This window comes from Mucilaginibacter sp. (assembly GCF_035492695.1).
Classification (GTDB): Bacteria; Bacteroidota; Bacteroidia; order Sphingobacteriales; family Sphingobacteriaceae; genus Mucilaginibacter.
In genome coordinates this window covers 24,909-39,392 of sequence record NZ_DATJJC010000003.1, presented here as the reverse complement: position 1 = coordinate 39,392, position 14,484 = coordinate 24,909, and the positions used below count along the sequence as shown (strand labels likewise).

Annotated in this window: 14 protein-coding genes; 8 read left to right on the top strand and 6 right to left on the bottom strand. The window is 47.6% G+C overall.

Annotated features, from left to right (window positions below; translation table 11 throughout):
* Window position 1 precedes the first annotated feature (1 nt).
* On the bottom strand, window positions 2-2,545 hold the full coding sequence (locus VL525_RS00690; RefSeq protein WP_325382243.1) for an FtsK/SpoIIIE family DNA translocase: 2,544 nt from the start codon (window positions 2,543-2,545) through the stop codon (window positions 2-4).
* Between the two features lie 185 nt (window positions 2,546-2,730).
* On the opposite strand from VL525_RS00690, the gene VL525_RS00685 reads away from it, so the two are divergent.
* Window positions 2,731-3,378, top strand: a complete 648-nt coding sequence (locus tag VL525_RS00685; RefSeq protein ID WP_325382241.1) for an ankyrin repeat domain-containing protein — start codon at window positions 2,731-2,733, stop codon at window positions 3,376-3,378.
* Window positions 3,379-3,386: 8 nt separating this feature from the next.
* Here the strand turns inward: VL525_RS00685 and VL525_RS00680 are convergent, their stop codons facing one another.
* The gene (locus VL525_RS00680) at window positions 3,387-3,710 is read right to left on the bottom strand and encodes a hypothetical protein (RefSeq protein ID WP_325382239.1); all 324 of its coding nucleotides are present in this window, start codon (window positions 3,708-3,710) and stop codon (window positions 3,387-3,389) included.
* 175 nt (window positions 3,711-3,885) lie between these two features.
* Here VL525_RS00680 and VL525_RS00675 point away from each other — a divergent pair, with 175 nt between their 5' ends.
* A complete protein-coding gene (locus VL525_RS00675) occupies window positions 3,886-4,587 on the top strand; it encodes a peptidoglycan-binding domain-containing protein (RefSeq protein ID WP_325382237.1) in 702 nt (233 codons plus the stop codon).
* Between the two features lie 112 nt (window positions 4,588-4,699).
* Here VL525_RS00675 and VL525_RS00670 read toward each other — a convergent pair whose 3' ends face one another.
* Window positions 4,700-6,271: a M20/M25/M40 family metallo-hydrolase gene (locus VL525_RS00670; RefSeq protein WP_325382235.1), complete on the bottom strand. Its 1,572-nt coding sequence runs from the start codon at window positions 6,269-6,271 to the stop codon at window positions 4,700-4,702.
* A gap of 106 nt (window positions 6,272-6,377) precedes the next feature.
* Between VL525_RS00670 and VL525_RS00665 the strand changes: the two genes are divergently transcribed.
* Complete coding sequence (locus VL525_RS00665; RefSeq protein WP_325382233.1) at window positions 6,378-6,971, top strand: Crp/Fnr family transcriptional regulator; 594 nt, start codon at window positions 6,378-6,380, stop codon at window positions 6,969-6,971.
* Window positions 6,972-7,111: 140 nt separating this feature from the next.
* Entirely contained in the window at window positions 7,112-7,543 is a 432-nt protein-coding gene (locus VL525_RS00660; protein ID WP_325382231.1) for a carboxymuconolactone decarboxylase family protein, read from the top strand.
* A gap of 49 nt (window positions 7,544-7,592) precedes the next feature.
* Here VL525_RS00660 and VL525_RS00655 read toward each other — a convergent pair whose 3' ends face one another.
* A complete protein-coding gene (locus VL525_RS00655; protein WP_325382229.1) occupies window positions 7,593-7,847 on the bottom strand; it encodes a DUF4342 domain-containing protein in 255 nt (84 codons plus the stop codon).
* 141 nt (window positions 7,848-7,988) lie between these two features.
* Between VL525_RS00655 and VL525_RS00650 the strand changes: the two genes are divergently transcribed.
* Complete coding sequence (locus tag VL525_RS00650; protein WP_325382227.1) at window positions 7,989-9,854, top strand: RagB/SusD family nutrient uptake outer membrane protein; 1,866 nt, start codon at window positions 7,989-7,991, stop codon at window positions 9,852-9,854.
* Here VL525_RS00650 and VL525_RS00645 read toward each other — a convergent pair whose 3' ends face one another.
* Window positions 9,855-10,538 (bottom strand): GDSL-type esterase/lipase family protein, encoded by a 684-nt coding sequence (locus tag VL525_RS00645; protein ID WP_325382225.1) that lies wholly within the window; start codon window positions 10,536-10,538, stop codon window positions 9,855-9,857.
* Window positions 10,539-10,747: 209 nt separating this feature from the next.
* Here VL525_RS00645 and VL525_RS00640 point away from each other — a divergent pair, with 209 nt between their 5' ends.
* From VL525_RS00640 to VL525_RS00630, 3 genes are read left to right on the top strand one after another with little or no spacing between them, the layout of a single operon-like run.
* Entirely contained in the window at window positions 10,748-11,791 is a 1,044-nt protein-coding gene (locus VL525_RS00640) for a sensor histidine kinase (RefSeq protein WP_325382224.1), read from the top strand.
* 5 nt (window positions 11,792-11,796) lie between these two features.
* Window positions 11,797-12,981, top strand: a complete 1,185-nt coding sequence (locus VL525_RS00635) for a TlpA disulfide reductase family protein (RefSeq protein WP_325382223.1) — start codon at window positions 11,797-11,799, stop codon at window positions 12,979-12,981.
* On the top strand, window positions 12,978-13,658 hold the full coding sequence (locus VL525_RS00630) for a LytTR family DNA-binding domain-containing protein (protein ID WP_325382220.1): 681 nt from the start codon (window positions 12,978-12,980) through the stop codon (window positions 13,656-13,658). Before VL525_RS00635 ends, VL525_RS00630 begins: the two co-directional genes overlap by 4 nt.
* Here the strand turns inward: VL525_RS00630 and VL525_RS00625 are convergent.
* Window positions 13,635-14,465, bottom strand: a complete 831-nt coding sequence (locus tag VL525_RS00625) for a hypothetical protein (RefSeq protein ID WP_325382218.1) — start codon at window positions 14,463-14,465, stop codon at window positions 13,635-13,637. The genes VL525_RS00630 and VL525_RS00625 overlap by 24 nt on opposite strands.
* Between the last annotated feature and the right edge of the window lie 19 nt (window positions 14,466-14,484).

The following is a 14,484-nucleotide window of genomic DNA, read 5'->3' as shown; positions in this document are numbered from 1 at the left end:
ATCAAATTGTTTTTTGAATGGTTTCCAGGTGCCTTTCCAGGCTGTATTCGTCGCTGAACAGCACCTCACGGGCTTTGCTGCCTTCAAACGGGCCGACAATGCCTGTAGCTTCCAATTGATCGATTATACGCCCGGCGCGGTTATAGCCCAATTTCAGCTTACGCTGGATAAGCGAAGTGGAGCCTTGCTGATGCATAACTACCAGCCTGGCAGCTTCTTCAAACATCGGGTCGCGGTCCGCAGGATCAAAATCCTTTGCACTGCTGCTTTCGCCTTCGCCTACGTATTCGGGCAATAGAAGCGCGGTCGGGTAGCCGCGTTGGTTCCCGATAAAGTCGGATACTCTTTCAACTTCAGGCGTATCAACAAAGGCGCATTGCAGGCGTATCAGGTCGCTCCCTGTCGAAAGCAGCATATCCCCGCGCCCGATCAGCTGGTCGGCGCCGCCCGCATCCAGGATGGTACGCGAGTCGATCTTCGACAATACCCTGAAGGCAAGCCTTGAAGGGAAGTTGGCTTTTATGGTACCCGTAATAATGTTTACCGATGGCCTTTGCGTAGCAATAACCAAGTGTATGCCCACCGCACGGGCCAGCTGCGCCAGTCGCGCTATCGGCATTTCCACTTCTTTGCCGGCAGTCATCATCAGGTCGGCAAACTCATCTACCACCAGCACAATAAAGGGCAGGTAGCGGTGTTTTTCCGGCTCGCTTATTTTGCGGTTGATGAACTTAGTATTGTATTCTTTCAGGTTACGCACCCCGGCATCTTTCAACAGGTCATAACGCTGGTCCATTTCGATACAAAGCGAATTGAGCGTATTTACCACCTTCTTGGTATCGGTTATGATAGCGTCGGACTCATCGGGCAGTTTTGCCAGGAAATGGCGCTCTATTTTGCGGAATAAAGTCAGCTCGACCTTTTTCGGGTCGACGAGCACAAATTTTAATTCGGCCGGATGCTTTTTGTAAAGTAATGATACTAATATGGCGTTGATACCGACCGATTTACCCTGGCCCGTAGCGCCCGCTACCAGCAGGTGGGGCATTTTGGCCAGGTCGGCAATGAAAACTTCGTTGGATATGGTTTTACCTAAAGCAATAGGCAGGTCCATTGTGGTGTTCTGGAATTTATCCGTAGCCAGTATGGAGCGCATGGAAACCATCTCGGGGTTCTGATTTGGCACTTCGATACCGATAGTGCCTTTGCCCGGCATAGGGGCAATGATACGGATACCCAATGCAGCCAGCGAAAGCGCGATATCATCCTCCAGGTTCTTGATCTTGGAGATACGCACACCCGGCGCCGGTATGATCTCGTACAGCGTAACCGTCGGCCCAATGGTAGCTTTTATTTTGTCGATCTCGATGTTATAGTGATTTAAGGTCTCGACGATCTTGTTCTTATTTGCCTCTAGCTCCTCCGAATTGACCGTGATCTTGTTCGATCCGTAATTCTCTAACAGGTCAAGCGAAGGGTATTTATAGGAAGCCAGTTCAAGTTTATGGTCGTATGTGCCGAACTGATCGACAAGACCTTTTGCCTTATCGTCGTCGGCCTGTTCAATGTTCAATATATTGGTTGGGCGGGCAGTGTCGATGGTGAGCGGTATTTCATCTTCAGACTCTGGCTCATGTGTCGATGTGTCGGGCTTTAAAACTACCGGTTCATGAAATACAGGCTCGGGTTTTACCACGTCCAGCGGTTCAGCCTTTACCGGCTCATCCTTCATTTGATTGCCGTTCTTTTGCCACTCGATAGGGCGCGAACGGAAATCGTCCTCCAATTCAACTGCTTCGGGCACTAAATTTTCAACTATATCATCATTCAGTTTTTTGGCCCTTAACCTTGGCAAACGGAAGTCGATGTTATAGGCAATGATCAATACGGTAAGCGCGGCAAATATCAACAGCCCGGCAACACCTGTCCGGCCAACCTGTGCATCCATCAGGCGGTTGGTCCAAAATCCGAAGTTGCCTTCCAGGAAATGCGGAACATCGCTTACAAAGGCATGAAAAAAACCAAGCGTTACCGATACAAAAACAAGCAGGAACAGCGAATAACCCAATGTTTTGCCAACCGGGTAAAGCCTTACCTTGAAAAGCAGCCGGTAACCGACTATGAAAAATACGAATACGAACAGGAAAGAAGCTATGCCAAACCACTGGAAAATAAACTGGTTCGAGAGGAGGGCGCCAAATTTACCCAGCCAGTTTTCGACAACCGGGTTTTTGATGCCATTGTCGATGAGTTCCTGCTGGGTTTTGAACAGGTTGTGCCAGCCGCCGTTGGCAACAGATACGTAACTTTGATCTTCCTGCCAGGTAAACAGGTACGATGTAAACGCAATAAGAAAAAACACCGATAAAATGAGCAAAAACAAGCCCAGGATCTTGGTAGCGCGCCCGTCTTTGAAGTTAAACGGCGGCTGCCTGTCCTGTTTTTGCTTAGATGGCTTTTCCTTTTCGCTTTTTGACGAGGAACGGTCGGGTTTGCTATCGTCCCTTAAAGTGTTTGTTTTGAATTGGTTTCCTTTAGCCGGCATCCTTTACATGAGCGCGTTAAAACGCAACCGTAAAGTTAGCAGATTAAACAAATATTGGAAGAATAAATTACAGGCGAATTATGATTGGTGATCAGCGATGAGTGATTATGCATAGGTTTTTTCCACATTCGTCAAGTTATTAACGCATGCCCTGTTTGTGCCTGATTTTTTAGTAATATTGGGGTATGAGCGTGGAATTACTGGAAGAATACATAGCTGCAGCCGACCTGAACAGCCTGGTTAGCCTGTTGCAGCAAAATCCGGCGCTTGCCAAAGCGAAAACCTCGGCCCAGGTTTCGCCCTTAATGCTTTCCTGTTATTATAAAAAGCCCGAGGTTACAGCGCTGCTGCTGAAATATGTAGAGGATATCAGCCTGTTCGAGGCTTCGGCTGCAGGCAAGTTCGACGTAGTAGCACACCTGCTTTATACCCATCCCGAAGCGGTAAATGATTATGCCGACGACGGATTTACACCGCTGGGGCTGGCCTGTTATTTCGGGCAATTCGAAGTGGCCCGTTACCTGGTGCTGAAAGGGGCCGACGTAAATTTACCCTCAAATAACGGGTTTAACGTATTCCCCATACATTCGGCCGCAGCGGGGAATTATACCGAAATTGTCCGCATGCTGGTGGACAATGGCGCGCAGGTAAATGTACGCCAGCAGGCAGGCGCTACCCCTTTGCATTCAGCAGCGCAGAATGGCAATCTTGAGCTATTGATATTACTGCTTGAGCATGGCGCATCAACCGAAGCGCGCATGGAAGGCGGTAAGCTTCCGGCAGACCTTGCCCGGGAAAAGGGTTTTGCTGAAATAGCCGAGATATTGAGCTAAAGCAAAAATCAAACATACCTGTCTGCGTTGTCAGAGCCATCATTTTCCCTGCTCCTTGCCAGGATATTAAATATTTCGATGTTAATAAATTCTAATGGCGGTGCTTTTTTGTAATCCTGTTCAATAGCGGAGATGACGCTGCATATCTTTTCCATTATTTCCGGCTTTAAAGCTGCATTACTATCCAGTTGTTCGCAATCGTTTGTACCGTGGGTCTTTAATATAAAATATTCCGCCTCGTGGTAGCGAATACCGTAAATAAGTTTTGAGGCATGCGGTTTAATGATATGATTAACCGAAAAATAAAACGGGGGGTCTTCTGTTGGTATCATGGCATCTGAAATTTGTATCGGCTATATATTAACTAATATTTAATACGGATATTATGTTTTACTTAATGGGAAATGTTTATCGAATGTCGCCGGAGTTTGAGTTGAAAGGGGCAGAAATTGTATTTTGGTCGGCAGAAATAAAAAATATTTATCTTTATTAAGTAAAGCATACTTAATGACTGGCGACGATATCATTTTGTTAGGCGACAAGCACGTTGGAGAACCCTACCAATTAGGGGTGCATGTGCCTAAGGATGACGGCAATTACAAAGGACCCTGGGATTGCACCGAGTTTGTATCATGGCTTTATTACCAGGTTTTCGGGCTACTTTACGGTTGTGAGAATAACCAGGGCGATCCGCATACTTACGAAACCTATAGCAGCCAATGGGCCCGGGATGCCAATACGCTCGGCCGCATCATTACGGTTGAAGAGGCCAAGGCTACGCCGGGAGCGGCCATCATCCGGTTTGCCGGAAATGGTGATGTGGGCCATATAGCCGTATCGGACGGGAACGGCGGAACTGTAGAGGCACATGGCAAAGCCGACGGGATTACCAACTCCGTAGTTGACGGGCGCCGGTGGGACATGGGCGTGCTGGTGCCGGGCGTAAACTATAAACCAAACCCGGTCATTCCCTACACGCCGCCGTCTATTATCATTTACAGGCTGATGCACCCGTATATGGTGTCGCCTGATGTGGGAAAGATACAAGCGGCCCTGAACCACCGCGGTTTTGATACCGACGGGGTGGACAACATTTTCGGCGAGTGCACCTTTAACGCGGTAAAACTTTTCCAGGATTCCGTCGGACTGAACCCGGACGGCGAGGTAAGTGCACTCACAGCCGCTGCATTAGAAGTTAGCCTAAAGTAATTACTGTCGAACAAAATAAAAGCCCTCTCCAAAAGGTAAGGGCCCATAAATGGATTATTTAAAAAAAATCTCCCCTACAAGGGGAGACCGATAGCTATCGGGTTAGAGGTTGTCAATCAAACCCGCCGTGCCTGTTGGCTTTAACCGGCTCCGGCCAATTCGCGGGCTGGCCCGTTTTCGTATCGATAGGCAGCACGCTTTTTTCGTTCGACGTCTTTGCAGGGTCCTCGCAGGCCTCGTAAGCCAAAATTGCTGTAAGGATGGCGTTGTTCCGCACATCGTCGAATACAATTTTGTCATAAGTATCGCGGTTGGTATGCCAGGTGTATATGCCATACGACCAGTTGAGCGAGCTTAACGAAAAAGCCGGAGCGCCTGCCGCTACGAATGAGGCAAAATCAGACCCGCCCCGGCCCGGCGCGCCGGGAAAACTTGTCTTGAGGTCGGTTTTATATTCAGCCGGCACTTTCGACAGCCAGCGTGTGATGTATTCGTAAGAATTAAGGTATCCCTGGCCCGAAATGTTCTCGATGCGCCCGGTTCCGTTATCCTGGTTAAATAATGCCTGTACATTTTTTACAATTTCGGGATGATCTTCCACGAACGCCCTCGAACCATTTAGCCCTTCTTCCTCGCTTCCCCAATCGCATATCAGGATGGTTCTTTTTGGATTTGGATATACTTTTTTCAGGATGCGGATGGCTTCCATCATCGTTATCGTGCCTGTCCCATTGTCGGTAGCGCCGGTGCCACCGTCCCATGAGTCGAAGTGGGCCGAAAGTATGACATATTCATTCGGTTTTTCAGTGCCCTTTATTTCGCCAACCACATTGAAGGTGGGCATTGGCCCAAGCTCCTTTGATTCGCAATGCACGCTGATCTTCGGCTTGTCGCCCGATTCGGTCAGGCGGTAAAGCATACCATAATCTTCAAGGCCGATATCAATGGTCGGTACTTTTTTAGTATACGCGCCGAATATCTTATCTACTCCAAAACCATTCGACCAATTATTGATCACTACGCCAACCGCGCCGGCGTTCTCCAGTGCCACGGGCAAAGTTTTGTTGGTAAGCCCGGTTTTACGCAGGCGGTCGCGCCAGGCTTCGGTTTGAGCAGTACGCTCTTTCTTCATTTTTTCAAATGATTCTTTCGTGCCAAATTCAGTCCAGTTATAATCGGGCCGGCCGGTTGGCTGGCACATGGATATCATCACAAATTTGCCTTTCACATTGGGCAGCCAGGCCTTAAACGCATTGCTGTCAGCCAGGTCGGGTATAATAACTAACTCAGCGGTAACCGTCTTTTTGCCCATGCCGGGGCTCCAGGCCAATTGCATTCCCTCCAGCGATTTTTCGCGCGGGTAAACCAGGTCGATATGCGAAACGCCACGTTCCCAGCCCCGCCAGTCGCCCCATTTTTCCTGCTTGGCGCTGATGCCCCAACCGGTATATTTAGCCACCGCCCAATCGCCCGCTTTTTGCATCTGGGGCGTACCGACCAGCCTTGGACCTATACCGTCGAATAGCTGATGCGCAAGTGTTTCAAGCTGTGAGTTGCTGTTTTCTTCCTGTATGATCTGGTCAATAACGGGATCTTTTGTTTGATTAGTGCCCTGGGCGGAGCATAATGTCGCCGATAATAAAACTGCGGTGGCGAAACCTATGGATAATGCTGCGATCTTCATGACAACGAAATTAAAAAATAACTATAGGATTGCGGAATGTATTAGTTTTGTTACAGCACCCGCCCGCTCTCTTCTTCAAAGAGCCAGGCGCGTTATATTTGAGCGAATGGTAAATGATCTTATTACCCACATCAATAAATTTGTCCGGCTGACCGAAGCCGAATCGGAAGAAATAATTGCGGCGGTTAAAACGGTCTCCGTAAAAAAGAAAGGCTTTCTTTTGCAGCCCGGTGAAACGTGCCGTGCCAATTATTTTGTAGGGAAAGGCTGCATGCGCCTGTATTTCATCAACCGCAACGGGCAGGAACAGATCACCATGTTCGGTATCGAAAACTGGTGGATAACAGATTACAGCAGCCTGGAGACCGGTAAGCCGTCCAGTTATTACCTGCAGGCAATTGAGGATTCAGAGGTGATCAGCCTGGATAAAAAAGCGCTGGACGACTTATTGGTAAAAGTGCCAAAAATGGAACGCTATTTTCGCCTGATATTGCAAAAGGCTTTCACCGCTACGATGCGGCGGCTGGAATACTTCCGTGACCAGACCGATGAAGAACGCTACCGCCATTTTGTGAGCCTGTTCCCCGGTTTCGTTCAGCGTATTCCGCAATACATGCTGGCGTCTTATCTTGGTTTCACGCCGCAATTTTTAAGTAAGATAAGGGGAAAGAAGTCAGGAAGTCCGCATAAGTCCGAATAAGTCCGAAAGCACGGAAAGCCCGGTACCCGTCTTTCGGACTTCCGGTCTTTCCAACTTTCGGACTAACATTAATTAATTACGATTAACTTTTTTGTCCCCGGGACAGCGGACCTTTGTCTCAACATTTAATCTTTAAAGTCATGAGCAAAAGAGTTGGCGTTGAACCCAAGGCATACGAAGCCATAATGGGTTTAGAAAATTATTTAAAAACCACAGGGATCGATCAAACACACGCTGAGTTGATCCGGATCAGGGCATCGCAGATCAATGGCTGTGCCTACTGTATCAATATGCACACCAGGGACGCAAGGGCAGCCGGGGAGACCGAAAAACGTATTTATTTATTGAATGCATGGCGCGAAACTGAGCTTTATACGCCCGAAGAAAGAGCTATTTTAGCTTTGACCGAAGAAATGACATTGATCAGCAATCACGGTGTGTCCGACAAAACATACGAGGAAGCGGAAACTTTACTGGGCCGGAAATACGTATCGCAGGTACTAACAGCAATCATTGCTATCAACGCATGGAACAGGCTGGCGATAACCAGCAGGATGCAGCCCGCTGATTAAATAATTGAGGCGCAAAGACTTACGAAATTTTAAATTTCGTAAGTCTTTTTTATTGTTGCACTTCAGGCTCCTCTTCGCGCTCAACCGTAATTGTGCATTCGGTAACCAGCGCGGCAATCGCGCCAACCGCAGCCATGGTAGGCAATAACAGGGCGCCAACTACACCTACGGTCAGCGGAAAACTGGCCAGTTCTTTTCCCGATTTATCGTTGATCGTGATCTTGCGTACATTGCCTTCCGAGATCAGCTCCTTTACCTTTTTTAGGAGGTTTTCGCCGTTTAGTGAAAATGATTCTTTGGTCATGATAATGTTTTTTATTTAGACCTGAAACGATGGCTTATGTTACACGAAAGACATCTTTTGCAAGTCTGGTAAAATTGTTATATTTGATAGGTAAACCTTTCTTTTCCAGCTACAACCGTTGATGCTCAATTTAATAATGTTATGAAGAATAAGTTAGTTGTTCTTGCTTTTCTTATGTTGGCAGCCATTGCTGTTACGTGTAAAAAACCAAAGGTTAAACTTTCAGATCCAAACCAGGCCGATTCGTTGCTTGCCAATACGCCAAAGACCAGAGCCGGTGTCGAAAACCTTCTGATCAATGCTTATGGCCTGCTTGATGGTACTTACACCGGGCAACCCACGGCAACCTGGACCACCGGTACCGATAACTGGATGTATGGAAGCGTAGCCGGTGGCGATGCCTACCGTGGCAGTAATATAACCGACCAGGGGGATGCCTTTGCTCTTAATAATTATATAGAAACCCCTGATAACACCTGGCTGGACCCTAAATGGCAAACCACTATGCAGGGGATCTATTACTCCAATACGGTGCTTAAGCAGTTACCATTGGTTAAGGATGGCTCGCTTAGTGCGGCTGAAATGGCTGAGGTTACCGCCGAAGCAAGATTCCTTCGCGGTTTTTTCGAGCTTGAGCTTGCTAAAATATGGCATAACGTACCTTATATCGACGAGACGGTTGCTTATGACAAAGGCTATAAAAACATCACCAATACCGGGGCGATATGGGATAAAATAGAAGGCGATTTCAGTGCAGCAATGGCTGCTTTGCCCGCTACCCAGGCGTCAATTGGCCGTGCCAATAAATATGCGGCAGAGGCGTTCCTGGCAAAAACATTTATGTTCGATCACAAATACACCCAGGCGCAGCCGCTGCTGGCCGACCTTATCACGAACGGCGTCACATCAAGCGGTGCAAAATATGCATTGGGGCGTTATGCCGACAATTTTAACCCATCTACGAAGAACGGGCCGGAAGGCGTATTTGTGATACAGGCGTATGTGCACGATGGAACGCAGGGACAAAATGGCAATGCGGGAGATATACTTAATTTCCCTACGGCGGGTCCTGCTGCCTGCTGCGGATTTTTTAAACCATCGTTCAGTTTTGTAAATGCTTTCAAAACCGATGCGAATACCGGTTTGCCCCTGCTGGACACCTACGATGCTTCCGACCTGAAAAACGACGAAGGGCTGGCAGCCTCTGCGGCTTTTGTGCCAACTATTGCTACTTTGGATTCGCGGCTCGATTGGTCTGTCGGCAGGCGTGGTATACCTTACCTGGATTGGGGCCTGATGCCGGGTGATACGTGGAGCGGCGGTGCAAATGCCAGCCAGGCAACCTCGGGGCCATACGTTAATATCAAAACGGTGTACTACCAGGCTGCGCAAGCGGCAACAACCGAGAATTATGGCGGATGGGCGACTAACCAGGCAACATCAAACAGCTACAATGCCATACGCTTTGCGGATGTGCTGTTGTGGGCCGCCGAAGTGGAAGTTGAAACAGGCAGCCTCCAAAAGGCCGAAGATTACGTGAATATGGTGCGTTCCAGGGCTGCTGACCCCACCGGATGGGTGCACACTTACAAGGACCCGGCAAACCCAATGAGTGGTTATACCACTGCGCCAGCCGCTAATTATAAAGTCGGGCTTTATGGTGCTGCCGGCGGTAACCCGTCAACCGGGTTTACGGCAGGTGGCCAGTCATATGCGCGCAAAGCGGTTTATTTTGAGCGTATGATAGAACTGGGTATGGAAGGACACCGCTTTTTCGACCTGCAGCGCTGGGATGGTTTGTATGGTGGACCGGCCGGCAGCGGGTATATGGCCGGCATATTGAATGCCTATATCGCTCATGAAAAAACCTCGCTTGGTTCAGGTACGCAAAGCCCTATGGAACTAACTTCCGCAAAGTTTACCACCGGCAAAAGTGAGGTGTACCCGATACCATTGACTGAGATCACACTAAGCGGAGGGAAATTAAAACAGAATCCCGGTTATTGATCAAAGGTAACCCTCTTTCTTCAGGTAATCGGTCCATATCACATAAGCTTCTGGCTTCAGGTGCAGGCCCTCGTAAGTGTATTTGGCTATCAGCCGCTGATTTTCATCAGTAAAAAGATGAAAAATATCGACATAGGTGTAGCCTCCTATTACCGCGTTTGCTTTTAGTAATTTATTCAAAGCCAGCACATGCTCCTCTTTATCATAATGTTGCGGAAAGCGCGGCAGGGTAGGGTTTACCGGCAATACACTTTGCACATAAACCTTAGTTTGCGGGCATTTGGCATGTATCTCGCGCACTATTTTCAGATAATTATCAGCAATTACCACATCCGGTATATCCCTGCCAATGTCGTTGATGCCCAGCAGGATGAAGATTTTTGAGGGCTGCCTGTCGGTAATGTCCTTCATTCGTTTCAGCACGCCAAACGTGATATCGCCGCCGATACCACGGTTAATGACGGTAGTATCATTCAATACCTTTTTCCAGTCACCCATTTCGGTAATACTGTTGCCAAGGAACATAATTTTGCCGGTTACTATAGGTTCTTTCGCAAATTGAGCAATCCGTTGCGGGGTATGCTCCGGAATAAATGGGATGGTGTCGAACAGGTTCTGGTTGGTTACGCTTTGCGCCTTTACGCCAAAAGGTAAAAGCAGGAATAAAAACAAGCACTTCTTCATTTTTTAAAAGTAGCAAGTACTTGTTTTAAAATCAATATGCCATGTGCGTTGTAACAGGATTATTGCGGCCCGGCGAATTTAATATTAAATCAACAATGAATTGAAATAAGCATATAGCACTGCTCACCCCATGAAACAGCCGTTTTGCCACATTTATTTGGTCATCAGATTTTTGCCGCATTTCTTTGATTCATACAAATACGAACAATATGAAGGCAAGGAAATTTTTATTGAATTGGTGCGTACATGTGCTGCTGTTATGGCTGTTGCTTAACGGCTGGTTCAGCTTTATATATTTCTATAAAGGGCAATTGTGGGGGCTGTATACCCTTAACAAAGATGGCAGCGCGGTAACCATAGGGCAACAATTGGCCGAGCACAATTTGCACCGTTTTGATTATTTCTTCCTGGTGCCGTTTGTACTACTGGTAGAACTGAACTATTGGTTTGTATTTAAAAAGCGGCACCTTGCGTATTTTATTGCTGGTGCAATTTTTACGGCGGCGGTTATGCTGTTCTTTACCCAATTTATCAATACCGACGGGGCGCAGAACAAATTTCCGCATGATTATGTAGAGCCTGGCGTGGCCTTTTTTGCTTACGCGATAGGTTACGGCCTGCTGCGCGAATTTTTTCACCAGCGCCTATACAGTATGAACGTGCGCCTGAAGGGTTCGCAAAGCGAGCTGCATTTGCTAAAGCAGCAGTTGAACCCTCATTTCCTATTCAACACGCTCAACTACCTTTACGGCACAGCATTGCAGGAGAATGCCCCACGCACTGCCGAAGGTATCGATATGATGTCGGGAATGATGCGTTATACTGTGGCGGGTATGCAAGAGAACTTTATGCCCCTCGCAGATGAGCTGGATTTCATCCGCAACTACTTTAGTTTGCAGCAATTAAGGCAGCTGGCAGGCGATCGGCATAAAGTTGAACTTAAGATCGGCTCGGATAACAAACCAGCCAGGATAGCGCCAATGCTGCTGATACCCTTTGTTGAAAATGCTTTCAAATATGGCGTCAGTACCGATAAGCAGAGCTTTATCCGGGTGCTGATAACAATCGAAAACAACCGGCTTAATATGGAGGTGCATAACAGCATTAGCGCCTTCGCTGAAACAAAAGGCACTAATAGCGGAATCGGCCTTACCCGCAAGCGGCTTGACCTGTTGTACAAAGGGAAGCACAGCCTGGAAACTGAAAATACCGGGAATGCCTTCAGCGTAAAACTTAACCTGCAACTCAACTAACCATCATGAAAAACAACATACTTACCCTGCTGCTGATCTTATTCGGCATGGCAGCGCTTGCGCAACGCAACTCAAACAATGCCATTTTTACAATCACTGTTAAAGCCAACCGGATTGCTACAGACACTAAAGCCTACCTGCTTTACCAATTTGAAGGACAGAAGTATATCGATTCGGCAACACTTATAACCGGCAACTTCAAATTTACCGGGCATACTTCACAGCCGGTGAATGCCACACTCGTGTTCGATGATTCCGGGCAGGGGATAAGCGCCATTTTCAAACGAAAAGCCTCCGGCGCCGATGCGCTCCGGTTTTATATCCATCCGGGAAATATTGTAATAATTGCAGATCAAAATATCGCTGATGCAAAATTTTTACTGTCAACCATCAACAAAGACAATTACATCCTTCAGCAGCGGTTAAAAAACATATACCGCCAGCAAATACTCATCAGCCAAAAATTGATGGCCGAAACAGATACCCTCAGGCTTAAAGCCGAAGAACGCACCGACGATAGTTTGAAGGATGCTCGTGTACCTATTCTCAAAGCGTTTATCGTGCAGCATCCTCAAAGCTATATTTCGCTGGTGGCATTGCAGGATTATGAGCGTTATTTATCAGGCAAGGATAACTATGCGCTTTCGATAGCACATGCGAAGGAAATTGAGCGCATGTTAGCCGGGCTTTCGGCAAACCAGCGCAGTACCGTATTGGGAAAGCAAATGGTTTACGAACTGGCCTCCATGAAAACCCTGAAAGTGGGTGCCGCCGCTCCGGATTTTACGCAACCAGACGTTGACGGGAAACCAGTACGGCTATCCCAATTAAAGGGAAAATATGTCCTGCTTGATTTTTGGGCATCATGGTGCGGGCCATGCAGGCAAAATAATCCGGCTATAGTTCAAATTTATCATGATTTCAAAGGCCGTAATTTTACTATCTTGGGCATATCGCTTGATGAAAAGACAGGTAAAGCCAACTGGCTGAAAGCGATAAAAGATGACGGGCTGGAATGGCTGCACGTATCGGACCTGAAACATTGGGATAACGAAGTGGTGAAGTTGTACGGCGTACAGGCCATTCCCGAAAGTATTTTGATAACCCCCGATGGTCGCATAGCTGCTAAAGGCTTATCACCGGATGAATTGAGAACCAAATTGAAAGAACTGCTGCCACCCGTAAAATGATAACCGCTATTGCCATAGATGACGAGCCCGTTGCGCTGGATATTATCAGGCGGCATGCGGAGAAGGTGCCGTTTGTGGAGCTGAAAAAGACATTCACCAGCGCCACAGAAGCATTGACTTATATTACCGGCGACCCGGTGAACCTGGTGTTCCTGGATATTCATATGCCCGACATTTCGGGGTTAGAGGTTGCAGGTTTGCTGGACCCGGAAGTGCTGGTGATTTTCACCACCGCACACCTGGAATATGCCGTGAATGGCTTCGATATGGCCATTGCCGATTTCCTGCTGAAGCCGATCAATTACAGTCGCTTTTTACAGGCTTGCATGCACATACAGAAGAAGATCGAAGCAGGGGAGGGAAGACGGACGGAATCGCTGTTTGTTAAAGACGGCTACAACTGGGTGAAGATCAGGTTTGATGAATTGCTATATATCAAAGCAGAAGACAATTACTGCAGCCTTTTTTGCACAGATAGAAGAATCATGACCCGCATGACATTACATGAACTGTCTGAAAAACTTCCGCTAACTAAATTCAGCCGTGTGCATAAATCATATATGGTAAACATGGCTGCAGTGGAAAAATTGGAAAACCATCAATTATCTATTAATGGCGAAAGTATCCCGGTGTCCCAATCGTACCGTGATAGCTTACGCCGCCTCCTTCTTAAATGAGTAAGAACTCACCGGTTGCTGTTTCCGCGCTATCAGAAACGCAATGCCGCTAAACGCAAGCGCTTCGAAAACGCTCGTCCACTCGTTGCCATTTCCGGTGTGCGGGTCGGCTATGGCACGAGGGACGTGCAACATAATGAACCATAAAAATATCATGATACCTACCAGCCTCGCCGCCAGTTTGGAAAGGTTGTTAAAGAACAGCAGCTGTCGCCCTAAGACGCCGAGGATTATGCCTAGTCCGCCGGCTATAAGTGCCACCCCAGCAAAGTCGGACCAGAAATAATGGAACGGTATCCAGTTCGGCACCAGCGAGGCGCAAAAATCCCGGTAAATAAAATGTGTCGATCCGAACGTGGACAGCGTTATCGCCAGCATATATTTTCCGAAAGGAATGACTTTTTCCAGCAGTTTAAAAAAATCAGGCATGGTATCATCCTCCGGCAGCGAGCCGGCGATAACCAACGCGCCGCCTGCGAGTGCAAATTCTTTAAAAGGATTGATCCACGAGCCAATATGCGCCGGGTATTGCGTGCCGGGTACCTGGAAGATCAGCACAAATAAAAACAATACCAATGCCAGCAGCAGTGATGCCAAACGCCCTTTAAACCCAAACAAAATGCAAATGGAAGCAGCGATAAGGCCGATGCTGGTGACCGACGTCCACAGCAAACGTGGTGTGAGCCATGCAGGGTAATGCGGTGGCATAATAACAGCCATCATATCGGCAAAGATGAATTGCTGAACAGCTATGCCCATAATTGCAATGGCGAAAAACGCCCGCCATATTTTGCTGAAATCGTCCATAAAGGCTTATTTATTAGGT